Below are 23,816 nucleotides of genomic sequence, written 5' to 3'. Positions count from 1 at the left end.
CTGCCGCCGGTGATGCTGGTGGTGCCGGTATAGCTGTTCGCGCCGGTCAGCGTCAGCGCGCCGGTGCCGCTCTTGACCAACGAGATCGCGCCCGTGCCACCGCCGATGGTGCCGGCAAAGGTCGAGGCCGCATTCTGTAGGGCCTCGAACTGCGCGAGCGTTGCCGAGGAGTTGGTAATCGCGCCCAGACCGTTGAGGTTGACGCCGCCGCCGGCAAACCCGTTGAGATCAAGCGTACCGATAAGGCCCAAGAACACTCCGCCGGTCGACCCGATGGTCATGCCGCCGCCCAAACGCAGCAGGAAAGCATCCGATGCCGAGCCCAGGCGCAGGGTTCCGGCATCGATCCGCACGGATGCGTTTGTCGCCGGGCCGGTTGCCGGGGCAAATCCGATCTGGACGGTGCCGGTCTTGCTCAGCGTGCCGAAGACCAGCGAATTGGCAAAATTGCTGAAGTCCAGCGTGCCGCCCAGCGACAGCGTCTGCCCGGAGGCCGCAGAAATGCTGGAATTGGCGAAATTGCCGATCGTCACTCCGGTAACCGTCGCCGAGACACCCGCCGAGGTCGTCAGGCTGGAGGTGCCGGACAGGGTGAGCCCGCCGGTGCCCAGCGCGCCTACATTGCCGATCTCTATACCGCCGCCGGAAATCACCGTACCGCCGGCATAGCTGTTCGCGGCGGTCAGCGTGGTCGTGCCCAGTCCGTCGCGCACTAGCCGGCCGGCACCGGAAATCACATTGCCGACCGTGTTGTTGTTGCCCTCGAAGCGCAGCGTCGCACCGGTATTGACGGTGACATTGCCGGTGCCCAGCGTGCCGTTGTTGCCGACCGTGCCGATCAGCAGCGTATTGCCCGCGCCGATGGTCGTTGCACCATAAATGTTGGTGCCGGTGAGGCGCACGACGCTGGGGCCGTCCGCACCGAGGCCCGACGCGATGGTCAGCGCGCCGCCCGACAGCGCGCCTGAGAAGGTGGCCGACGAAGCGATGATCGTCGCCCCTGCCCCCTCGCCCAGCACGATGTTGTTCGCCAGGGTCGCAGGGCTGGGCAGGCCCAGCCGCAAGGTGGTGCCCGTCGCCATCTGCAGTGTGCCGGTGCCCCAGCCCGCATTGCTGGCCAGTAGCGCCAGGCTGCCCGCGTTGAGCTGCACCGCACTGCTGCCCGTGGCCGCGCCCGTCAGACGCAATTCGCCCGTGCCCGTCTTGGTCAGCACACCGTTATAGGCATTGGCCCCCTGCAGGGTGAGCGATGCCGCCGCGACGTCGATGGTGCCGCCGGTCGTGCCAATGGTCAGCACCTTGGTGAGCGTGCCCGCCACATCCGCGCCCAGCGTCGCGCCATTCAGGAACACGCCATTGGCGCCGTTCAGCAGCGTGTAAGCGCCGGTACTGGCAAGCCGCAGCGTGCCGCCGTTGATATTGATCGGGTTGACCTGCGCGCCCACGGACACCGTGACCGGTGCCAGCTCGATCGTCCCCGTCGCGCTGGCCGTGCCGAAATTGAGCGGTGAACCGGCGCCTGCCTCGAAGGACAGCGCGTTCGACGCCAGCCGCAGCGTCGTTCCGGTGGCCGCAGCCACCGTGGCACTGCCATTGCCGAATGTGACATTGTTGCTTAGAGAGCCGGAGACGCTGGCTTGCAACGTGGTGTTGCCCGACATGATGATACCGCCGGTCCCGGCGGCGTTGATCGCGCCGCCCGTGGCGCTGGCCAGAACCAGATTCCCCGCGCTGATGAAGAGCCCGCCGGTGAAGTTGTTCGCGCCGGCCAGTGTGAGCGTGCCGCTGCCCTCCTTCACCAGATTGCCTGCACCCGAGATGGCGTTGGCCACGGTGAAGTCGTTGGAGCGGTTGAAGCGCACCGTCGCACCGTTGATCAGATTTCCGGTACCGACCGAGCCCGTCGTGCCGCCGGTCCCGACGACAAGCACGCCGCCGCTCACGGTCGTCGTACCGGAATAGTTATTGTTGCCGCTGATGAACAGTTGCCCCAGGCCGGTCTTGGTCAGGCTGCCCGTACCGGAAACTGCGCCCGTCAGGGTCAGCGCCGTCGCGCTTGCGACATCCAGTGTCGCAGCGCCGGTCAGCGTGACGCCGCGCGCCGAGCCGAAGGTTGCGGTGGTGCCGAGTGTCGCGCTGCCCAGCGTGATTCCGCCGGCGGTAGCGCCCAGATTGCCATCGGACGCAACATTGAGGCGACCCGCGCTGATCGTGGTGCCGCCAGAATAAGTGTTCGCGCCCGACAGCGTCAGCGTGCCCGCGCCGATCTTCTCGAGCGGCCGCGCGCCATCCTGTTCGGAGATCACGCCCGATTGCGTAGCCGATCCGGTGAGGACCTGCAGCTGCGTGGTGTTCGAGGCGAGCGTGATCGGCGTCGCCATGTCGATGCCGTCGGCATAATCGACCACCGATCCGGTGGTGCGAATGACACCGGTTGCACCGCCTGCCGCATTGGCACTGAGCAGGCGAAGCGTGCCGCCTGCCACCGTGATGCCATTGGTGAAGGTGTTGGAACCGGACAGCGCCAGCGTACCCGCCTCGACCGTCGCCGATCCCAGCGAGAGGTTGGTGGTGACCGTAGCCACCCCGCTGCCCAGCTTGCGCAGAGCACCGGTTCCGGTGATGAGTTGTGCCAGCGTGATGTCGCTGGCCAGGTTGATCGCCAGCGTCGCGTTGTTGGTGACAGCGCCGGTACCGATCGATCCGGTGGTGCCGCCATTGCCGATCTGCAGCGTACCCGCCGTCACACTCACAGCGCCGCTCAGCAGGTTCGCGCCGGTCAGCGACAGCGTGCCCGTACCCAGCTTGGTCAGTGTGCCTGCGCCGGAAATGGCATTGCTGGCAATGAGGTCGTTCGAGCGATTGAACGTCAGGTTGCCGAGTGCATCGAGCGTAACATTGCCCGTGCCCAGGCTGCCCGTCGTGCCGCCGTCCCCGATCTGCAGCGTGCCGCGCAGGATGTTGGTGATGCCGCTATAGCTGTTACTGCCCGTCAGGGTCAGCGTGGCATTGCCGAACTTGGTGAGGTTGAGGGCAGAGGTACCGTTGGTGATCGTCCCGGCGAAGGTCGATGCGGACGTGCTGTTGATCGTCGTGGTGGCGGCTTGCGACCCGAGATTGGTCAGCGTGCCCGATGCATTGCCGCCAAGGTTGACGAGATTGAAGCTGACACCGTTGACATCGAGCGTGGCCGAGGTCGCGCCGTTACCGATTGTGGTGCCTCCGCTTGCGAGGCTGAGGACGCTCGCACCGAAGGCGTTGCTGGTCCGCACCGTTCCCCCGGCGATATTTGCGCGCATGCCTGCGCCGATCGTCACGCCCGACGGCATGGCAAGATCGATCGTCCCCGTAGCCGAGGACGAGCCGAAGGTCAGCGTGAAGGGGGGAGCCGTCACGAACTGGTCGCCGGTCAGGGTCAGCGTCGTGCCCGATGCCGCGCCGATGCTGGCATCGGTGGAGGACGAGATGAAGAACCGGTTGGCCAGCGTGCCGGTAACATTGGACAGCAGATTGCCGCCCGACGCGATAGTGATCTGGCTGGTGCCCGCCGCACCGATGGTGCCACCCGCAACCTGGTTCAACACCAGCGTACCGGCGGAAATCGTGGTTCCGCCGTTATAGGTGTTCGCGCCAGACAGCGTCAGCGTGCCGGTACCGGTCTTGATCAGCGCGCCGTTGGTGCCGCTGATGATGCCGGACAATGTCGCATCGCTGGCGTTGCCGGTGGAGAGCGTTGCATTGAAAAGGCTGATCGCGCCCGTGCCCGAGATAGAGCCGATCGTTTCCGATCCGCTCAGCGTCAGGATGCCCGCATGGCTGATCACCGCGTTAGAAGCCAGCGCGCCGCCATCGGTGGTGAGCCTGGCCCCTGTGCTGGTGCTGATCGAGGTGGACGCCAGCGCGCCGGAGCCGGTCAGCGCCAACTGGCCGGCTTCGACCGAGGTCTGCCCGGTAAAGGTCTGCGCCGCCGTGATCGTCTGCGTCGCCGGGCCGCGATTGGTGAAGCTGCCGATGACGCCCACACCTGATTGCGAGATGACCCCGCCGAAAGTCAGGTTCTGCTGCGCGTTGACGACCAGCGGGCCGCTGGTCGCCAGCACGATGCTGCCCGGGCCGCCAATGCCGCCGATGGTCTCGCCCGCCTCGACCCGCAAGGTGCCCAGGGCATCGACAAAGACCTGCCCGGTATCGGACAGCGCCGCCCCGCCCTGCAGCGCAAGCGTGCCGCCGCTGATCGTGGTTGTGCCGCCAAAGCTGCTGGAACCGGTCAGGGTTAAGGTGCCCGTGCCGATCTTGGCCAGGTTGCCAGTGCCGACGATACCGTCTGCCCCTGTCCCTGCATAGGTGGTCGACGTGTTGTTGCCACCTACCGTCAAAGTGGCGGTGTTGCGCAAGATCACCCGGCCGCTGCCCGTCAGTGATCCGATGGTTTCGGTAGCGAGAACATCCAGGATCGAGCCGCTGCCGACTGTCACCGCAACCGTATCGGCCAGCGCCAATTCGTTGTTCAGGGCCACGGTTCCGCCGTTGATCGTCAGAGGACCGGCGAAAGTGTTGACACCGTTGAGAGTGAGCACACCAGCGCCGGTCTTGGTCACGCCACCAGTGCCCGTGATCGCCCTGTTCACAAAGATGGAGGAATTGCCGGTTCCTTCGTTCGCGAAGGTCAGCGTGGATCCGCCCAAGGCGATGCCGCTCAAAGTGATGGTCAAAGCGATACGATCGGCGACCGAGATCGTCGAGTCAGCAGCGAGGGTGACTCCGCCGGTGAGAACCGTGGATTCGTTGCCCGAAACGCCAGCCGGGGCGACGCGGATCGCGCCGATGCCACCGTTGCCGGTGCCGCTGATGGTCAGCGCCTCGCCGATGTTCAGCGGCGTTCCGCTGAACTGCAGGGTCGCGCCGCTGTTGACGGTGGTAGTACCGACCCCGCCGTCGCCCAGCGCAGAATCGCTGCCAATCGTCAGCGTGCCAGACTGCACGGTGGTGGTGCCGGTATAGCTGCTGCTGCCCGAAAGGCTGATATTGCCCGTCGTCGCAAGTGACTGCGTTCCGCCGAAAGCGCCGGAAAATGTGCCGTTGCGCAGCGTGGTCGTGCTGCCGTCATTGAGGATCGTGCCCGCGCCCGAAAGGTTGCTGATCGTCGACAGGCGGGTGTTGAAATTGAGGGTCGCACCGGCATCGACTTGCGTCTGCGTAGCGTCCAGGCCGAGTATCTGGCCCAGGATGCCGCTTTGCGAGCGCACCGTGCCGCTCTGCACGATGATGCGCGTGGAAGCACCTGCGGTGCCCGTCGCCGCGGCAATGTCGAGCGTGCTGCCTGTGCCCGGTGCCAGCCGCAGCGTTCCCGCCCCGCCGAACTGGCCCGTCAGGGTGACCTGGCTGCCCGCGAGGGTTGATAGGACATTGCCGTCCGCCGTGAAGGCGTTGATATTGTTGGTATAGACGCCCGCGTTCGCGAGGTGCAACGAACCACCGCGCAACTCCACTGCGCCCGTGCCGAGCGCGGTGAGGTTGCCAAGCTGCAGCGTGCCCGCGAAGATCTGGGCGGTACCAGAATAGCCATTGGCTGCAGCGCCGAGGATCGTGGTTCCCGTGCCTTGCTGCACCAGTGAGCCACTGCCCGCCAGCGCGCCTGCAATCGTCTGGCTGGCACTGCTGTTCGACCGCAGCGTCCCGTTGGTGCTGATCGTTACCCCGCCCGTGCCAAGCGATCCCGTGGTCGAACCCGATCCCAGCTGCAGGATACCTGCCGAAATCGTGGTGCCGCCTGCATAGCTGTTGGTGCTGAGCAGCGTCAGCGTGCCCAGACCCTGCTTTGTGAGCGAACCCGTACCGCTGATAGCGACGCTGCTGTCGATATTGTCGGACCGATTGAACACCAGGCTGGCATTGTTGACGATCGGCCCGCCAATGATCGTGCCGGTGGTCGTGGCGTTGCCGATCTGCAGCGTGCCGCCGCTGATCGTGGTGGTGCCCACAAAGTTGCTGGTGCCGGTAAGGGTGAAGGTGCCGGACCCCGTCTTGGTCAGTCCGCCGAGCCCGGTCAGGCTGCCGGCGAACGTGGTCGAATTGTTGTTGCCCCCCGTGGTCAGAACCGAGCTGGCCTGCAGAAAAACCGTGCCATTGCCCGCCAGGGACCCGATCGTCTCGCTGCTGCCAACGCCGAGAAGGGTGCTCGTGGCCATGCTCAGCGCGGCCGTGTCCCCGATCGACGATCCGCCGGTCAGCTGCAGTGCACCGCCGTCGAGCGACACCGCTCCGCTGAAGCTGTTGTTGCCGCTGAGCGTGAGGGTGCCGCTGCCGCGCTTGCTGAGCGAACCCGCGCCCGAGATCGCATTGCTGAAATTCTGGCTAGCGCTGCTGTCGAACACCAGGCTGGTGCCGTTCGCCATCACGACGCCTGTGCTGCCCAGCGAGCCGGCCAAGGCGCCGGACCCGAGCTGCAGCGTTCCAGCATTCAACGCGATATTGCCCGACAGGCTGTTGTTTCCGGTGAGGATCAGCGTGCCCGCGCCGGTCTTGGCAAAGCCGTTCGACCCCCCGATCACGCCGCCGAGCGTGAAGGTGTTGGTGGTGCTGGGATTGGCGATGCTGATCCCCGCGCCATTCAGCGTGATCGCATTGGCGAGCGTCCGGTTGCCGGTGCCGCCGGATTCCAGCACGGTATTGGCCGCCATGGTCAGCGCGCCGGTGCCGAGCGCCGTATCGCTGGCCACGACCAGCGTACCACTGTTGAGCGAAGTGCCCGCCGCATAGCTGCTGTTGCCGGACAGCGTCGTGCGGAAACCTGTATTGCCCAGGATGACCGACATGCTGCCCAGATTGTTGGCCGCACCCGATCCGGTGATGGCTGCGGCCAGCGTATAATCGGCCCCCAGACTGCCGATATCGACCCTGTTGTTGAAGCCGCTCGACAAGATCGTCGTTCCGGCGTCGATCGAGGTCGCGCCGGTGATGAGCAGGCCGCGGCTGTTGCCTGCGAACTGGATGGTTCCGCCGCCGGTCAGCGAACCGCCCGAGGCGTTGTAGTTGCCGGTCGTCAGGATCAGGGTCCTGCCGTTCAAGGCCAGCGTTCCGCCGGAATGGGTGGCATTCGAAAGCACGCCATCCACGCCCATGTCCAGCGTGCCGCCCGTGAGCTGGAGCACGCCGCCGCCGGAAAGGGGGGAGGTGCCGCGCAGCGCGAGCGTGCCCGCTTCCACGAAGGTGTTCGAATAGCCCTTGGCGCCGGTAAGAGTGACCGTGCCGCCGCCCCTTTTGATCAGCGTGCCCGAACTGGTGATGTCATTGGCGACCGTGATGTCGTCTGACCGGTTGAATATCAGCTGCGCGCCGTTGATCGTGACCGTGCCCGACCCCAGGGTGCCGGTCGTGCCGCCATTGCCGATCTGCAAGGCCCCACCGTTGATGATCGTTCCACCGGCATAGATGTTGGTGTTGGTAAGGATCAGCGTGCCAGCACCGATCTTCTCGATCGGACGCGCGCCATTGATTTCCGAAATGATGCCCGATTGGGTGGCGGTCCCGGTCGTCACCTGCAACTGGGTGGTATTGCTGTTAAGTTCGATCGGCGCCGCCATGTTGACGTCCTGGGCATAATCGATGACCGATCCGGTGGTGCGGATCGTGCCGAAGCCAGCGCCCAGATTGGTGCGCACCGAAACCGTGCCCTGCGCCAGATCGAGGCCGGCGTTATAGGCCGAGGGGTTGAAGCCCGAGCCCAGGATCAGCGTACCGGTGCCGGTCTTGGTCAGCCCGGAAATGCTGCCCACGATCTGGCCCCGCAACGAAACCGAACCGGCACCGCCAAAAGTCAGGCCGAAGGCCCCCGATGACTGCAAGGGCCCTGCAAGATCGAGCAGTCCGGCATCGGATGTGATCAGCGCTGCGCCCGCTACAGTCACACCACCGGTCAGCACGTTGTTGCCGCTCAGATTGCGCAGCGCGCCCGCGCCGCCCATCCCGGTACCGCTCAGGGCAATGCCTTCGTTTAGCCCCGTCAGCCCGCCCTGCACCGCGAGGGTGGCACCGGCCGAAACGGTCGTGCCGCTGGCCAAAGTGCCCAGAGAGTTGTTGTTGGTTACGATCAGCGTACCACCGACGATCGAAGTGCCACCTTGATAGGTGTTATTGCCCCCCAGCACGATCGTGCCGGGGGCGACAAGGCCTGGACCGCCGACCGTCAGGCCCCCCGGGCCCGAGATCGTGCCGTTCACTGTGCCCGTCACGCCGCTCTGAGCCCTCATAGTCGCAAAGCCGCCGGTGAGCGTGAACGCGCGCGTGGTAGCAAAGCTGCCAGTCCAATTCACGCCGGCGCCGTTGTCGATTGTCACGCCGGTCCCGGCAATCCCGAAAGCGCGATCCCGGTCCCAGCCGAGAAAGCCCTCGGAAACGATGGTCCCACCGGAATAGGTATTATCAAAGCCCAGAAGGAAAAGCGTTTCCGACCCGGTCTTGCGCAACACGCGTGAGCCGCCGGTCTCACTGATCGATTGCTGGTGGAAAGACGAACTGCCAATCGCCCGGACGATGGTGACCGGGAAGCTCAGAACCAACGGATTCTGGGTGTTGAAATCGTTGTTGAATTCATAACCGTCGGAAGTGACAGTGAAGAACTGCGAACCATTGTCGCCGCCACCGATCAGCAGCGATCGGCCGGCCGAGCCCGTGGCAAGATCGGCGAGTACCGGCGGCGGGGCGTCGTTGACCTCGCCCAGATCGATTTGACAAAGGTCGAGTGCAGCGTCGAGGCAGAGCGAGTTCTCGCCGAAGCCGTTGGTGACCGCACCGGAGGCCGCCACAGTCTGTGCCTGCGCCTGCCCAGGGGCGAGCGTCAGAGCGCCGCCCGCCAGCGCGGCGATCGCGGGGATCAGTGCCGTCGTGCTGAACAGCCCGAGCCGCTGCGGGACAGCCCGCTCACGACGCTCCGCGCGGTCTGCGCCGCGGTTCCGGATCGACTGCATAAATTCCCCCCAAGTTCGGATTGGTAACCAGTTGCGACCCGGTTTTCATCATCGAGCGAAGGAATTCAGCGGTCAGGGCCCCGCGAGTCCGTGATGGGTGGCAGGATCGGAATGGTGACGCGAACTATGGAGGGAAGATGTCTTGCCCGGATGACGATCGGCAAGAAAATCAGCTACTTGCTCATATTCGCGCGCCAAGAGGCGTTTTGCCATGATGCCCCCCGACACACCGGACACGCCGAGTCGCGCGAGCCGAACTTAACCTGAGTTACGATATCGTTACCAAAATATCGGTATATCGCAATATGATGAAAGGCTGGTCTTGCGCTTTGGCTGCGCCAAGCGCGGCATTAGTCCATGATTTTACAATTGCGCCGGATTTGTCCCGACGATCTCGCGGTGTGACACACCTTGCCGGGCCCGCTTTGCATCATTCGTCTGTTATTTGAACAGCCAGCGTTGAGGAGGACTTGAAGAAGCCCTCAAAATGAAGATGTATTCGGTCGCACCGTCAACATAGCACACCGACTATATTTGATCTCGATCCGACTAGGCCACACAGAACGGGTCGGCTATCGCCCTGCTTGACAGCGAAAATGTGCACCGGATTTTCTGGCGCCGGATTTTCTGTCCCGTGGCCAAATGTTCTCCTATGCATCACAGGATGGTGCGGGCAGTGAGCGGCTGCCTATCGCCTGAATGGACGTACCAAGGAGCGGGCCGGATGGATCACACCATGGATTATGGTGGCTATATGCCGCACGGCATGTGCCTGTTGTGGGAGCCATGGCTGGTGCTGCTCTGGGCGGGATCGGACCTGCTGATCTTCCTGTCCTATACCGCCATCCCGATCGCGCTGCTGCGCGTGCTGCGCCAGCGCACCGAGGTACCGCATGGCGGGCTGGTGGCGCTGTTCGCGTCTTTCATCCTTTTGTGCGGACTCACCCACGCGCTCGGCATCGTCACGCTGTGGATTCCGATCTATCCGTGGACCGGCTGGGTGAAGCTGGCCACCGGCATCGTCTCGATGACCACGGCGGTGGTGCTGTTCCGGCTGATCCCGGACATCATCCGCCTGCCCTCTCCCGCATCGCTGGCGGCAGTGAACCAGACGCTGAGTGACGAGATCGCCGCGCACAAGGCGACGCTCGCCTCGCTCGACCGGCAGGTGCAGGAGCGGACGCGCGAACTCGAAAAGGCGACCGCCGCGCTGGCGGTGCAGGCGCGCGAGGCTGTGCATCGCAGCGGCAACCTGCTCGCGGTGGTGCATTCGCTGGCGACGCAATCGGCGCGCGGTACCGAGCGGACCCAGGAGTTTCTCGACGCGTTTCTGGGGCGCGTGCGTGCGCTTGCCGATACCACCCGTGCGATCGCGCGCAGCGACAAGTCATCGGCCGAGCTCGAGCAACTGGTCGAAACTGGGCTGGAGGTTCTCAAGAGCACTTATGGCTCGCGCATCGCGATATCGGGTCCGGCGCTGTCGATCGATCCCGTCGCGGCGCAGCAGCTGAGCCTGGCGCTCTACGAACTGGCGACGAACACGCAGAAATACGGGCTGGGCGCCTCGGATCAGGCCGAGGTCGCCGTGCGCTGGAATGTCGAAGGCGGACGCTTCACCTTTGTCTGGCACGAGCGCGGCCTGCCGGTGGCGGTCAGCGACGCGCCGCCCAATCCCGAGGGGTTCGGCACCAAGCTGCTGCTGCAGATCGTGCCGCGCATGGTCGGGGGAGCGGCGGAACGCAAGCTCGCGGGCAGCGAGATGGTCTATTGCCTGTCCGCGCCGGTCGAGGCGGTGATCGCGGAGGAAACCGATAGCAGCGGCGACCCGCTTGCGGCGCGGATCATCGACACCAGTTTCGGCATCGAATAGCCAGGATCCCCGCCGCGCGCCTCAGGATGCAAGGCGCGCGGGCGCAACCTCGGCAATCGCGCAGCCCAGCGCCTTGCCCTCTTCATCCTTGAGCGCAGCCTCGCGCAGCGCGGCGATCTGCATTGCAGCGTCGGGCCGCCCGAACAGATGCCGCTCCGCCGTCTCGAGCACCGCTTCCAGATTGGCGATTCCGCGCTCGAACGTATCCGAATAGCCCTTGACCAGCGCCTGGCAGGCCAGGATTTCGGCACCGGCAGCGATATCGGTCGCAGCGGCACGTTCGGCCAGCGCGAGCCAGCGTTCGATCCGCGCCTGCTCCACCGCATAGCGCAGGCTTTTCCGGCGCATCGGACGCATTGCGGCGAGGCCGCGCAAGGTGAGGAACCAGCGCAGACCGGTCGTCTCGACATGGCGTCCGCGTGCGAAGAACGGCTCCAGTCGGCGACGCAGGCCGGGGCTGTTCAGGATGCGCGCGCCCAGACCGCGCGGCAGCGTTTCGCACACCTCCTGTAACCTCGGATGCATGTACTCGGTGACGCGCAGCAATTGTCCCTCGCTGACGCGCACCTCCTGCGCAATGCGGCTGCTGCGCGCAGCGCGGATCTTGAGATCGGCGACGCGGATCGGGTCCTCGAAGGCCATCCACAGCGCGAGGTGGCGTGCCGCGGGGGCCGCGAGCGCCGGGTCCAGCGCAGCGAACCGCTCGACCCGGTCGAGATAGAGTTCGGCATAGGCCGCGTCCTGATAGTCCATCAGCCGCGCGACGCCCTCGGTGGCGAGCGCATGCGCCGGTTCGGGCAGCGTGCGGCACAGGCGCTCGTGCAGCGCGCGGCCCGCCGCGGTGGTGGGCTTCCGGTCCTGCTGGACCTCGGACGACGCTGCGACACCCTTTTCCGCCGCCTCGAAGCCCGAGGCAAAGCCCTTGAGATTGGCGGCAACCGCCTTGCCGCCGTGGCGCACCGCCTCTTCGAATGCCTCGCGCGAGAAAGGCAGCGCGCCGCTTCCCGCGAGCGCGCCGAACATGACCGAGCTGATGACGCTGCCCGCGCCCTGCGCCGCCGCCGCCATGTCGAAGCCGATGAACCGCGCCGCGCGCCGCTCTGCCGCATCGAGAATGCGGGCATTGGCACCGGTACCGTCGCCAAGCGCCGACTTTTCCGAAATCGCATAGACGCGGTGGGTCGATCCGATCAGCGTCGTGCGATCCTGGCTCACAAAGCCGCGCAGGATGGCGCGCCCCGCCTCCATCAGTTCGGACGCGATGACGATGTCGACATCGCCCGGCACCGGCATCATCGCCAGCACCGGGTCGGGCCGGTTGTCGCCGGGCGATCCGACGCGGACCAGCTCGATATAATAGACGGTGGAGCCGGTGCGCTGCGCCACGCCGGGGACCGAGGTACCCTGCGCGACATAGCCGTTGGCGCGCGCGACCACCTGCACCCATTCGGCAAGCACGCCGCCGCCCTCGCCCCCCAGCGCGAGAATGGCGATGGTGATCCGGTCGCGGCCCTGGTTGAAAATGTCCATCAGAACGCCCTTGCTGCCAGCGCGCGTTCGTGACGGCGCTGCATTTTCGCGATGATCCAGCCGCGCAGCTTGGCCGCCTTCCGCTCCCACCAGCCCGGATTGGTCACCACCGTCGCCTTCCAGAACGAGGGGCAGAGCACGGCCGCATGCGCCACCTCGCCGCAATTGCCGCAGCCGACACAGCTGTTATCGATATGCGTGACCGGGTGCTGGCGCAGCGGATCGGGATTGGGACGGATGCTGAGCGAGGGGCAGCCCGAAAGCCGGATGCAGGCATGATCGCCGGTACAGGTATCGGCATCGACCCCGAATCGCTCGCGCACCACGCGCTTGCCCTCGCTCGCCGCCCTGGCGAGCTGCGGCTTGATGCGGCGCTGCTTGTTGAGCATGCATTCGGACTGGGCGACGATGACCTTGGGCCCCTTTTCCGGCGTGGTCAGCGCCTCGCGCAGCGTGTCGCGCATCCGGGCGACGTCATAGGTGCGGGTCAGCGTCCGCGCCCAGCGCACGCCCATGCCGCGCACCGCCTTCTCGATCGGATGCTTGGTCGTGCGGATATCGTTGTCGGCGCGCGAGGAGAGGATGTCCTGACCGCCTGTCGCGGCCGAATAGCCGTTGTCGACGACGATGGTGACGGTATCGTCCTGGTTGAACACCGCATTGCCGATGCCCGAGGTCAGGCCATTGTGCCAGAAACCACCATCGCCCATGATGGCGACAGCGCGCTTGCCGCTGCCATTGGGCTTGAAAGCCGAGGCCCCTGCGGTGCCGAGACCATAGCCCATGGTGGTGTTGCCGATATGGAAGGGCGGCAGGATCGAGAACAGGTGGCAGCCGATATCGGCGGAAACGTGCAACTGGCCCAGCTCGCGCTGAACCAGCTTCATCGCCGAGAAGATCGGGCGTTCGGGGCATCCGGTGCAGAAGCCGGCGGGCCGCGCCGGAACATTGGCGGCAAGCTCAGGCTCGGCAGGCATGGACTGGGCGCGCGTCGGTGCGCGATCGGGCGCCCACTGCTCCAGAAAAAGCGCCAGCCCCTCGCCGATCACCTGACCCGAATATTCGCCCGCGCGCGGCATCACCTCCTTGCCGACGATGCGCGTGTTGAGATCGGCGCGGCGCAGGATCGAGCTCAGCTCGTGCTCGATGAATTCGGGCTGGCCTTCCTCGAGCACCAGCACGGCCTTCTTGCCAGCGCAGAATTGCGTGACCTCGTCGACGATCAGCGGATAGACGGCGTTGAGGCAATAGACCGGCAGCTTCGTGCCACCCCAGGTATCGGACAGGCCGGCCAGTTCGAGCGCGCGGTTGAGCGTGTTGAACAAACCGCCCTGCACGATGATGCCGATCTCGTCGCGCTCGGGGCCGAACCACTCGTTGAGCCGATTATCGCGGATGAAAGCCTGTGCGGCGGGCCAGCGCCGTTCCACCTTCTCGATCTCGTGCAGGAAGATTGCGGGCGGCAGCACGATCCGGTCAAGATCGCGCGTGGGGCGTTCGGCCGCATCGCCCACGGTCATCGCCGGGCGCCGGTTCTCCTTGGCGACGAAGCTGCCGGTCATGTGGCAGCTGCGCACGCGCATCTCGAGCATCACCGGGGTGTTCGAGGCTTCGGACAGCTCGAAGCCTTTCTCGACCATGTCGACCATGGTCGCCAGATTGGGGCGCGGATCGAGCAGCCACATCTGCGATTTCATCGCAAAGGCATGGGTGCGCTCCTGCATGATCGAGGAACCCTCGCCATAATCCTCGCCGATGATGATGAGCGCGCCGCCGGTGACCCCGCCCGAGGCAAGGTTGGACAGCGCGTCCGAGGCGACATTGGTGCCGACCACCGATTTCCACGCCACCGCGCCGCGCAGCGGATAGTTGACCGACGCCGCGAGCATCGCGCCCGCCGCAGCCTCGTTGGCGCTCGATTCGAAATGGACGCCCAGCTCCTTGAGCAGCGGATCGGCATCAGCGAACACGTCCATCAGATGGCTGATCGGCGATCCCTGATAGCCGCCGACATAGGCAACTCCGGCCTGGAGCAGCGCCTTGGTGACGGCGAGTATCCCCTCGCCTTCGAAATGCTCGCCCGCGCCAAGGCGAAGCTTCTCGACCTCCTTCTTGAACGACCGCTCCGCCATGGCTCAGCGCTCGACAAAGGCCAGCACGCGCAACGGGCTGCCCGATCCTCGCGCGATCTTGAGCGGGGCGGCGACGATAAAGGCTCCGGTCGGCGGCAGCTTGTCGAGATTTTCGAGGCATTGCAGCCCATAGAGCCCCGCACCGTGCAGCAGCGTGTGCGCGGGATAGGCCGGATCCATCAGATGCGCCTGCCCGGCATCGGTGCCGATGGTCTCGACACCAAAGCCCAGGATGCGGCGCTCTTCGATCAGATAGCGCATCGCATCGGGATCGGGACCGGGCGTGTGCGCGCCATCCTCGCCCCGGTTGGTATAGGCATCGCCGGTGCGCTTCGACCAGTCGGTGCGGAACAGCACCCAGCTCCCGGCGGGGATCTCGCCATGCACCGCCTCCCAGGCGCGGATGAAATCGGCGGTGAGCACGAAATCGCTGTCGGCGGCGGCCTGGGCCGAGGCATCGATCACCACCGCCGGGCCGACAAAGCGCTGGGGCGGGATGGTGTCGACGGTGTTGTCGGCCAGGTCCTTGCCGGTCACCCAATGCACCGGCGCGTCGAAATGCGTGCCGGTATGCTCGCCGGTGGTAAAGTTGTTCCAGTGCCAGGCGACGCCACGCTCGTCATAGCAGGAAATCTCCTCACGGCTGAATGCGGCGGTCTGGCCGAAGGGCGGCGGCAGCACCAGCACCGGGGTTTCCTCCGACAGTGGCTGCGTCAGATCGATCGTCTCGATCGCCCCGCTGGCAATGGCGGCGGCAAATTGAGCAAGCGTGGTTCCCGGCATGATTCTCTCCCCGAACAGGCAATGGCCGAAAGAATGTGCCAGACTTGCGTGCACATGCAACTAAAATGTTGCAAATGCACGTTGTGCCCATTCTGCCGCAGCGTTAAGGCAGGCCAAAACAGAGGAATGGACTGGTGGACAAACGACTCTTGGGCGATCCGGGGACCCCGGCCTTTCAGGTGACGTCCTACCCCTTCTACCTGATCAACCGCCTGGCCAGCCGCTACAATGCCGCCATCGAGGCTATCCTGCGCGACATCGATCTCGACATCCCGAGCTGGCGGGTGTTGATGATCCTGGGCGAGGAAACGCCGCGCGGCGTGCGCAGCATCGCCGAGGCGGCGGTCATTCCGCTTTCCACCATGACCCGGATCGTCCAGCGCATGGCGGCTGCGGGGCTTGTCCATTCCGCACCCAGCGCGCGCGATGCGCGGGTGACCGAAGTGTCGCTGACAGCCGAGGGCGAGGAAAAGCTGGCGCTCGCCCGCAAGGCGACCTCGCCGATCTATCACAAGGTGATCCGCGATCTTTCCGCCGAAGATTTCGGCCAGCTGATCGGGCTGCTGAACCGGCTCTACGACAATCTCGGCGACGGCTGACGGCTCAGGTCGGCTTCGCCCTGCGGTCGAAAGGCGGCACCCCCATACGCATGCACACCGATTATTGGATCCATTAATGCTTGGAAGCCTCTCGAAGCTGTGCCAAGCATCGCTCCGCACTGGCTCCCGATGCGGGGCTCGAATGATCAGGGGAGGACATCATGGCCTTTATCGCGACAACGCATGTGGGGTCGATGCCGCGCGGGCCGGAGCTGACCGAGCTGCTGCTCGCACGCGATGCGGGAAGGCCCTATAATGCGGCGGAATTCGACCGTGCCGTGTCCGATGCGGTGAACCGCTCGGTCGCCTTCCAGCGCGATTGCGGCGTCGACATCGTCAGCGACGGCGAGATGGGCAAGGTCGGCTATTCGACCTATATGATCGAGCGGCTGTCGGGCTTTGGCGGGCATATCGACCGCAAGCCCGCCGCCGATCTCGCCGAAGTGCCCGATCTGGCGAAAAAGCTGTCGGCGATCATGGGCAGCCAGGAATTCGTCCGCGCCTCGTGCATCGGCCCGGTCAAGCTGGTGACGCTCGAGCCCCTGCACGATGACATCCGCCGCTTCCGCGCCGCAATGGACGCCTATGGGCAAGGCGCACGCGGCTTCATGAATGCCGCCTCGCCCGGCCTGATCACCGCGTTCCAGGTCAACCGCCATTATCCCAGCCACGAGGCCTATCTTGCCGATCTCGCCGATGCGATGCGCGAGGAGTACGAGACCATCGTCGCCGCCGGGTTCGACCTGCAGCTCGACTGCCCCGATCTCGCGATGTCGCGTCATACTGGCTATCAGGACCTGAGCGAGGCGGAATTCCTCAAGGTCGCCGCTGCCAATGTCGAGGCGCTCAACGCCGCGACGGCCAACATCCCGCCCGAGCGGATGCGGATGCACATCTGCTGGGGCAATTACGAAGGCCCGCACGACCACGACATTCCGCTCGAGCGGGTGATCGATATCGTGCTCTCGGCCAGGCCCGCCACGGTGCTGTTCGAAGGCGCCAACCCCCGGCACGAGCATGAATGGACGGTGTGGCGCGATGCCGCGATTGCCGATGACAAGCTGCTCGCCCCCGGCGTCATCGACACCTGCTCCAACTATGTCGAGCATCCCGAGCTGATCGCGCAACGGATCGAGCGCTTTGCCGGTATCGTCGGCGCAGACCGGGTGATTGCCAGCACCGATTGCGGGTTCGGCACGTTCGCGGGCTATGGCAAGATCGACCCGCTGGTAACGGCGAAGAAGCTCAAGGCACTGCGCGAGGGTGCGGATATCGCGGCGGCGCGGCTATGAGCCCTGCGGAACGCCAGGCCATCGAATGGGAATGCGCGCGGTTGATCGCGCTCTATGCCAACCTCAATGACGCGCATCGCTGGGAGGACGTAGTCGCGCTCTACCATCCCGACGGGCTAATGACGCGCCCCACTGCGCCCGATATCGAAATCCGCGGACACGAGGCCATTCTCGCCGCGTTCAAGGCGCGCTCGCCGCGGACCACGCGGCATTTCTGCAGCAATGTGGTGATCGACGTCGAGGACGCGCAATATGCGCGCGGCGAGAGCGCGATCCTGCTGTTCACCGGCAGCAGCGCGCCGCTGGTCGGGTCGTTCCACGACCGTTTTATCGCCACCGAACAAGGCTGGCGCTTCCTCGAACGGCGCGGGTCGCTGACCTTCCAGCCCTGACGGCGCGTCAGTGCGCGGCGGAAGCAGGTTTCGCCGCGAAGAGATTGCCCGGCAGCCTCGCCGCGAACACCACGGTGATCGCCAGCAGGCTGGCAATCACCGCGATCGCCGCAGTCGAGGGCGGCACGCCCGCCCCCTGGCCCCAGACGAAATACACGCTGCCCGCCAGCGCGATACCCAGCGCCCCGCCGACCTGCTGCGCGGTCTTCATCATCCCGCTGGCCGCGCCCGCATGGTCGCGATCGACCTGCGCCACCGAGACCGGCGCGATGCTGCCCGAGAGCGAGCCCATGCCGAGGCCCGAGACAATGAGCAGCGGCGCGAGCGCGGCCTTGGACAGGCCCAGCCAGCCGATGCCCAGCAGCACGCCTGCGCCCGCGACCATCAGCGTCAATCCGCCCAGTACCAGCACCCATTTGCCATAGCGCGGCAGGAAGTTGCGCCCCAGCACCGCGATGCCGATCATCGCGCCCAGGCCATAGGGCATGTGCAGCAGCCCGGTGGTTAGCGGGCTCTCGCCGCGCTCGCTCTGCAGCGCGAAGGCGAAGATCAGCAGGAACCCCGCATTGGCGGCGGCAAAGGCGACCGAAATGCCCAGGCCCAGCCGGAAGGGCAGGATCGACAGCAGCGAGGGATCGAACAGGGCAGGCTGCCGCGCCCGCACCCGCGCCGAGACATGCCGCCACACCACGAACAGCAGCGGTGCCACCAGCAGCAGTGCGCCGATTTCTGCCACGCCCCAGCCATTCTCCGCGCGCGTCAGCGGCCAGAGCAGGCAGAAGACGGCCATCCCGAACACCAGCACGCCGAGCAGATCGAAACCGGCGGGGTGCGAGGACTTGCGATCGGGAAGGAAGAACCAGCCGGATGCCAGCGCGAACAGCCCGATCGGAAGGTTGATCAGGAAGATCAGCCGCCAGCCGAGGCCAAACAGGTCGAGCTGGATCAGCAGCCCGCCCAGGATCGGCCCGGCAATCGCGGCCAGCCCGCCGACCAGCCCGAACAGCGCCAGTTTCGACACGCGCTCGAGCGGAGTGAACAGGACCTGCATCAGCGCCAGCGCCTGGGGCGACATGATCGCGCCGCACGCGCCCTGCGCCAGCCGCGACAGCACCAGCTGCTCGGGCGTCTGCGCGAGCCCGCAGGCGACCGAGGCGAGCGTGAACCCGGCGACGCCCCAGAGGAAGACGCGTCGGTAACCCAGGCTGTCGCCCAGCCTGCCCCCCGCCATCAGCAGCAGCGCGAAGCTGAGCGCATAGCCAGCGACGGTCCATTGGATCGCCTCGGCAGACGCACCGAGGCCCGAGGTGATCGCGGGCAGCGCGGTATTGACGATCGTCAGGTCGACGATCTCCAGCACCACCGCGACGATCAACGTCACCAGCGCCAGGTTCTGCTGGCGCTTCGTCAGGGAAACGGGTTCGTTCACGGTCAGATCTTGCCTTCGCGCAGCATCGAGGCGGCTGCATCCGCCGCGCGGGCGGTCAGCGCCATATAGGTCAGCGAGGGGTTCTGGCAGGCCGACGAGCTCATCTGTGCGCCATCGGTGACAAACAGGTTCGCGATGTCATGCGACTGGCTCCACTTGTTGAGCACCGATGTCGCGGGATCATGGCCCATGCGCGCGCCGCCCATTTCGTGGATCGCGGTGCCGCCCGCGCCCGGCTGGTCGAAGCCCATGATCACCTTGCCCCCCGCTTTGGTCAGCATTTCGCCTGCATCGGCCTTGGCTTGGGCGAGCGCAGCGCGCTCCTCCTTGCCGAAGGCAAAGGCAATGTTGAGCTGCGGAATGCCATCGGCATCGACCGCCTTGGGGTCGAGCGTCAGCCGGTTGCTCGCGCGCGGCACGCAATCGGCAAAGGCGACCAGCACCATCCGCCACATCCCGGGCTTCTGCAGCTTCTGCTTGAGCTCTGCGCCGATGCCCGGATCGCGCTTGCCCGCGGTCCAGGTGCTCTGCAGCGCCCCGCCCTGGAACGAATAGCCGCGCGTGTGCCCCTCGCCGTCCATCGCGTCCATGTTGCGATAGCGCGCGACGACCACGCCGGTGGGACGGTTACCGGTGGTGGTGCGGTCCTCGAAGCCCGGCATCAGCGCGATCGCCGAAAGGGTGTTGGCATGGTCCATGATGTGCGTGCCCAGCACGCCGCTGCTGTTGGCAAGGCCATTGGGCATCGCCTCGCTGGCCGAATTGAGCAGAACGTGCACGGAGTTGAACGCGCCGGCATTGAGGAACACCATCCGCGCGGTCGCGGTCTTGCGCTCCTTCGTGTTGCGGTCGAGATAGCGCACGCCGGTGATCCGGCGGGTCGCGGGATCGTAATCGAGCTTTTCCACCACCGCATCGGTGATGACGGTGAGCCGCCCGGTCGCCATCGCAGCGGGCAAGGTGCTCGACTGGGTCGAGAAATAGGCCCCATAGGAGCAGCCGCGCGCGCAGATCGAGCGGTTCTGGCACTGCCCGCGCTCGCCCTTGCCTTCGGTCAGGTTTGCGGTGCGGCCGATGGTCAGGCGGCGCTCGGGCCAGTTGGCCTGCATCACCTCGCGCACATGCTGTTCGACCGGGTTGAGCGCCATCGGCGGCTGGAAGCGGCCATCGGGAAGCTGCTTCAGCCCCTCCTTCGCCCCGGACACGCCGATGAATTCCTCGACCTTGTCGTACCACGGCGCGAGATCGGCATAGCGGATCGGCCAGTCGGTGCCGTGTCCGTCGCGCTTGTTGGCCTCGAAATCATAATCCGACCAGCGATAGGACTGCCGCCCCCAGGTCAGCGAGCGACCGCCCAGCTGGTACGAGCGGAACCAGTTGAAATCGGTGCCTTCAGTCTTGGTGTAGGGGTTCTGCGCGTCGTTGACGAAATGGTTCTGGGTATATTCGGTGAAATGCCGGTTGAGCATCTGCACCGCATGCTCGCGCGCGTACAACTCCTGGTCGCCGATCCCACGGAACGGCATCTCCCAAGGCGTCTTCATCTCGGTCGTGTAATCCTGCTGATGGCGGATATTGCGCCCGCGCTCGATCATCAGCACCTTCAGGCCCGCCTCGGTCAGCTCCTTGGCGGCAAGGCCCCCGGTAATGCCGGAGCCCACGACGATTGCATCGAAATCCATGGTCTTTCCCTCCCCGCTCAGCCGAAATCGACCGCAGTCCAGTCGCTCGAAAAGGCGCGGGTCTGCGGCGTCACAGGCACGTCGGGGTCATAGGTGCCGGGCACCAGATTGAATTGCAGCTCCTGCGATCCGCCGGACTCGCTGGTATAGTAACCGATCAGGATCAGCGCCTTGACCGTGCGCCACGGGTGTTCGCGGACACCTTCGGCATAGGCTTCGGCATCGAGCGCGGCGAGCAGCCTGGCCTGCGCATCGGGCGCGGCCTTGAGGAAATCGCCCTTGGCGCGCGCATCGAGCTCGGTTTCGAGCCAGGCGGCCTGGTCGAGCGAGCCGTCCTTGCGCGCATGGCGGGTCAGCGCTTCGGGCGCATCCTTGGCCAGCGGCGCACGCGATTTTTCGAGCCCGTGGGCGAGGCCGAGCAGAACGAAATCGCCCGCGCCGACATCGCCCGCGCCCGGCGTATCGGTCTTCGGGATCACGATCTGGCTGACGGTGCGCATCAGGTCGCGCTGGCGTTCGCTCGGCGCTTCTTGTGTGTTGAACAGGTCGAGCCGGATCGCTGCCAGCGGCACGCCGACCACCGCCGCCAATATCGCCGCACCGCCCAGAAACCGTCTGCGGCTCCAGCCCTTGGGCTGATCTTGATCCATGATAACCCGCCTCTCCCGTGCGCCTGTGCGTCTTGTCCCACTTTAGAAAATCACGTATCAGAATACAAATTCTATTTCTAGAGGAGAGAGACGATGCTGAGATGGTCCCGCCAGCTGGATTACGGCCAGCAAGCCGCGCCATTTGCGCTGCCCGATACCGATGGGCGCATTCGCACGCTGGAGGAGTTCGAGGCCCCGGCGCTGCTCGTCGCCTTTATCTGCAACCATTGCCCGGTGGTGCTGCACGTGCTGCCCGGCCTGATCGATTTTGCGCGCGAATATGCATCCAGGGGGCTGCAGGTGGTGGCGATCTCGTCGAACTCGCCCGAGGAATTTCCCGAAGACGATTACCCGCACATGCAGCGCTTCGCGAAGGACCACGATCTGCCCTTCCCCTATCTGCATGACGAGAGCCAGGATGTCGCTCTGGCCTATAACGCCATCTGCACCCCCGATTTCTTCCTCTACGGACCCGATCGCGCACTGTTCTATACCGGTCAGTTCTGCGCGAGCCGACCCAAATTGCCGCACCCGCCGGTGCCGGGCGCACCGCCGCAGCGGACCGACGTTCCGGTCACCGGGCAGGACATGCGCGCGGCGGTCGATGCGCTGCTGGCGGGCCGGCCTGCGCCCGAGCATCAGGTGCCGAGCGCGGGCTGCTCGATCAAGTGGCTGCCCGGCAAGAACCCGTCCTGGGGCTGAGGCGATGACGATCCTCGCGCGACACTGGGTGCCGGCCGCGGCCGTGGTGCCGCAGGAGCGCGGGCCCGAGTTTCTCGGCCCGGTCGATGGCACGGACTGGTCTGACGGCATCGGCTTCTATCGCGGCTTCTTTGCCAGCTTTCGCGTCCGCGCGGGCAAGGCGGTATGGTTCCACTGGCCGCTGCCGACCCCGGTCGAGCTGGGCGGCCATCGGGTTGCACTGCATTCGCTGAGCCTGCTCTGGGAAACCGGCGATGGCGCCCTGCTCGACTGGGCGACGGTGCAGCATGGCGGGATGGACCGGATCGAGCTGGTCCCGCGCCTCACGGTTCCGCCCTCCGTGCCGGTGCCGTTCGAACCTGCGCCGGAGTTCCGCCCCTATTGCCCGGAGAACAATCGGCAGTTGAGCGAATTCGTGCTGCCCGCGCCGTTGCCGCTGCGCTTCGGCGTGCAGCTGTGCGTGATGGTATCCGCGCCCGAGGATCGCGACGGTCTGGTGCGCTTCTATGGCGCAGGGGCCGCTTTCGTCGCCGCGCCCGGCTGAATGCAAAAGGGGGCGGGTCCCGCCTCACCGGACCCGCCCCCTCTCGTCATCTGCACCCTTCCGGGGGCGACCACATACGCCCCCGGGTCCCCTGGTGCAGATCAGAAGTCGAGCAGCATGCGCACGCCATATGTGCGCGGCGCGCTGAACTGCCAGTTGTAGATGTCGTCATTGCCAGCGGCCGTGAACGCGGCATAGGTCAGCGGCTGGTTGTCCTCGAGATTGCGGGCGAACAGCTGGATGCCGAACTTGCCGGTCTCGTCGCGCCATTCGAGGGTGGCATCAGTCTGGAAGAAGCCGCTCTGGCGCGAATCGCGGAAGTTGAACACATCCATGAAATAGGCCGACTTGAAGCGGGTGAAGACGCTGGGAGTCAGCGTGCCCGCACTGCCCAGATCGAACACATGTTCATAGCCTGCCGCGACCACCCATTTCGGCGCCAGCGGGGTGCGATTGCCCGCCAGGTTGGGCTGGACCACCGGGTTCGAGGTGATGTCGCTGTCGAGATCGCCAAGGCCGGTCAGACAGCCAAGCGTCGGGTGCGTTTCCGAGGCGCAGAACACGGCATAGGACGCCAGGAAGTCGTCATATTTCGAGCTCAGATAGTTGATGCTCGCGGTAAAGCGCCCAGAATCGAACACCTTGATCGACGCATCGAGTTCGAGACCCCAGATGGTCGCGCCACCGGCGTTGAACACCTGGCCACCGATGGTGTTGTCGAGCAGCACCGCTGCCTGCAGGTCCTTGTAGTCGTAGTAGAAGCCCGAGAAGTTGATCGTGCTGGGGCCGAAGCTGCGCTTGATGCCCGCCTCATAGGCGGTGTTGGTTTCGGGCGCATACTGACCGATCGTGTCGAAACCGCCCGCCTTGAAGCCGGTCGAGACCTTGGCATAGACCAGCGTATCGCTGTCCGGCTTGTAGTTGACGCCGACAAGCCAGGTCAGCTTGTCTGCCTTGGCGCGCAGGATGTCGGTGCGCTGCGGCGCGGCGGTGATGCGGCGGATGCCGGTGTTGAACAGCGGCGAACTGGGGTTGCCCAGGCCACCCGGATAGAACGGGAAGATGCCAGTGCGGCTGTCGTCGGTATAGCGCGCGCCTGCGGTCACGGACAGTTCGTCGGTGATCGGGATATCGACCTGGCCGAATGCCGAATAGCTGCGGCTGCTGACGTCGCGGCGGAAATAGTTGATGAATGCGCCATTGGGGCCGGTCAGGAAGGCAGGCAGGAACGGCGGGCCGTTGAAC

14 protein-coding genes are annotated in these 23,816 nt (G+C 65.6%); 6 read left to right on the top strand and 8 right to left on the bottom strand.

The window, feature by feature from the left end; genetic code table 11:
• On the bottom strand, nt 1–8,966 hold an 8,966-nt coding region (locus tag AX735_RS24910; protein ID WP_066277430.1), incomplete at its 3' end, for an autotransporter-associated beta strand repeat-containing protein.
• 724 nt (nt 8,967–9,690) lie between these two features.
• On the opposite strand from AX735_RS24910, the gene AX735_RS06450 reads away from it, so the two are divergent.
• On the top strand, nt 9,691–10,836 hold the full coding sequence (locus AX735_RS06450) for a sensor histidine kinase (protein WP_066277427.1): 1,146 nt from the start codon (nt 9,691–9,693) through the stop codon (nt 10,834–10,836).
• Nucleotides 10,837–10,857: 21 nt separating this feature from the next.
• On the opposite strand, the gene AX735_RS06445 is transcribed toward AX735_RS06450, so the two are convergent.
• Genes AX735_RS06445 through AX735_RS06435 form a run of 3 tightly spaced genes read right to left on the bottom strand, consistent with a single transcriptional unit; the run spans nt 10,858 to nt 15,281 of the window.
• Nucleotides 10,858–12,366: an indolepyruvate oxidoreductase subunit beta family protein gene (locus AX735_RS06445; protein ID WP_066277424.1), complete on the bottom strand. Its 1,509-nt coding sequence runs from the start codon at nt 12,364–12,366 to the stop codon at nt 10,858–10,860.
• Nucleotides 12,366–14,498 carry an indolepyruvate ferredoxin oxidoreductase subunit alpha gene (locus tag AX735_RS06440; protein WP_066277422.1) on the bottom strand — a complete coding sequence of 711 codons (2,133 nt, stop codon included), beginning with the start codon at nt 14,496–14,498 and terminating at the stop codon, nt 12,366–12,368. The genes AX735_RS06445 and AX735_RS06440 overlap by 1 nt, the downstream gene beginning before the upstream one ends.
• 3 nt (nt 14,499–14,501) lie before the next feature.
• Nucleotides 14,502–15,281, bottom strand: coding sequence for a cyclase family protein (locus tag AX735_RS06435; protein WP_060979297.1), 780 nt, complete (start codon nt 15,279–15,281; stop codon nt 14,502–14,504).
• A gap of 134 nt (nt 15,282–15,415) precedes the next feature.
• Between AX735_RS06435 and AX735_RS06430 the strand changes: the two genes are divergently transcribed.
• The 3 genes from AX735_RS06430 to AX735_RS06420 all read left to right on the top strand — a co-directional run bounded on the left by AX735_RS06430 (nt 15,416) and on the right by AX735_RS06420 (nt 17,564).
• A complete protein-coding gene (locus AX735_RS06430; protein ID WP_208598008.1) occupies nt 15,416–15,880 on the top strand; it encodes a MarR family winged helix-turn-helix transcriptional regulator in 465 nt (154 codons plus the stop codon).
• A gap of 161 nt (nt 15,881–16,041) precedes the next feature.
• On the top strand, nt 16,042–17,172 hold the full coding sequence (locus AX735_RS06425; protein ID WP_060979295.1) for a cobalamin-independent methionine synthase II family protein: 1,131 nt from the start codon (nt 16,042–16,044) through the stop codon (nt 17,170–17,172).
• The gene (locus tag AX735_RS06420; protein ID WP_060979294.1) at nt 17,169–17,564 is read left to right on the top strand and encodes a nuclear transport factor 2 family protein; all 396 of its coding nucleotides are present in this window, start codon (nt 17,169–17,171) and stop codon (nt 17,562–17,564) included. Before AX735_RS06425 ends, AX735_RS06420 begins: the two co-directional genes overlap by 4 nt.
• Before the next feature lie 7 nt (nt 17,565–17,571).
• On the opposite strand, the gene AX735_RS06415 is transcribed toward AX735_RS06420, so the two are convergent.
• From AX735_RS06415 to AX735_RS06405, 3 genes are read right to left on the bottom strand one after another with little or no spacing between them, the layout of a single operon-like run.
• Complete coding sequence (locus AX735_RS06415; protein WP_066277420.1) at nt 17,572–18,993, bottom strand: MFS transporter; 1,422 nt, start codon at nt 18,991–18,993, stop codon at nt 17,572–17,574.
• A 2-nt stretch (nt 18,994–18,995) separates the two neighbouring features.
• Entirely contained in the window at nt 18,996–20,675 is a 1,680-nt protein-coding gene (locus AX735_RS06410; protein ID WP_066277417.1) for a GMC family oxidoreductase, read from the bottom strand.
• A 17-nt stretch (nt 20,676–20,692) separates the two neighbouring features.
• Entirely contained in the window at nt 20,693–21,325 is a 633-nt protein-coding gene (locus AX735_RS06405; RefSeq protein ID WP_066277414.1) for a gluconate 2-dehydrogenase subunit 3 family protein, read from the bottom strand.
• A 93-nt stretch (nt 21,326–21,418) separates the two neighbouring features.
• Here AX735_RS06405 and AX735_RS06400 point away from each other — a divergent pair, with 93 nt between their 5' ends.
• The gene (locus tag AX735_RS06400) at nt 21,419–22,027 is read left to right on the top strand and encodes a thioredoxin family protein (protein WP_066277409.1); all 609 of its coding nucleotides are present in this window, start codon (nt 21,419–21,421) and stop codon (nt 22,025–22,027) included.
• A 4-nt stretch (nt 22,028–22,031) separates the two neighbouring features.
• Entirely contained in the window at nt 22,032–22,571 is a 540-nt protein-coding gene (locus tag AX735_RS06395) for a hypothetical protein (protein ID WP_066277405.1), read from the top strand.
• Between the two features lie 101 nt (nt 22,572–22,672).
• Here the strand turns inward: AX735_RS06395 and AX735_RS06390 are convergent.
• Nucleotides 22,673–23,816: TonB-dependent receptor (locus tag AX735_RS06390; protein WP_156447435.1), on the bottom strand; the 1,144-nt coding region annotated here is incomplete at its 5' end.

The sequence above is a fragment of the Blastomonas sp. CCH1-A6 genome (assembly GCF_001556365.1).
In the GTDB taxonomy this organism is placed as follows: domain Bacteria; phylum Pseudomonadota; class Alphaproteobacteria; order Sphingomonadales; family Sphingomonadaceae; genus Blastomonas; species Blastomonas ursincola.
This window is presented reverse-complemented; position numbering and strand designations above follow the sequence as displayed.

Excerpts from the sequence above, each read along its gene's own strand:
- AX735_RS06435 (WP_060979297.1), bottom strand. The coding sequence starts at position 15,281 with ATGCCGGGAACCACGCTTGCTCAATTTGCCGCCGCCATTGCCAGCGGG.
- AX735_RS06400 (WP_066277409.1), top strand. The coding sequence starts at position 21,419 with ATGCTGAGATGGTCCCGCCAGCTGGATTACGGCCAGCAAGCCGCGCCA.
- AX735_RS06425 (WP_060979295.1), top strand. The coding sequence starts at position 16,042 with ATGGCCTTTATCGCGACAACGCATGTGGGGTCGATGCCGCGCGGGCCG.
- AX735_RS06450 (WP_066277427.1), top strand. The coding sequence starts at position 9,691 with ATGGATCACACCATGGATTATGGTGGCTATATGCCGCACGGCATGTGC.
- AX735_RS06395 (WP_066277405.1), top strand. The coding sequence starts at position 22,032 with ATGACGATCCTCGCGCGACACTGGGTGCCGGCCGCGGCCGTGGTGCCG.
- AX735_RS06445 (WP_066277424.1), bottom strand. The coding sequence starts at position 12,366 with ATGGACATTTTCAACCAGGGCCGCGACCGGATCACCATCGCCATTCTC.
- AX735_RS06420 (WP_060979294.1), top strand. The coding sequence starts at position 17,169 with ATGAGCCCTGCGGAACGCCAGGCCATCGAATGGGAATGCGCGCGGTTG.
- AX735_RS06410 (WP_066277417.1), bottom strand. The coding sequence starts at position 20,675 with ATGGATTTCGATGCAATCGTCGTGGGCTCCGGCATTACCGGGGGCCTT.
- AX735_RS06440 (WP_066277422.1), bottom strand. The coding sequence starts at position 14,498 with ATGGCGGAGCGGTCGTTCAAGAAGGAGGTCGAGAAGCTTCGCCTTGGC.
- AX735_RS06405 (WP_066277414.1), bottom strand. The coding sequence starts at position 21,325 with ATGGATCAAGATCAGCCCAAGGGCTGGAGCCGCAGACGGTTTCTGGGC.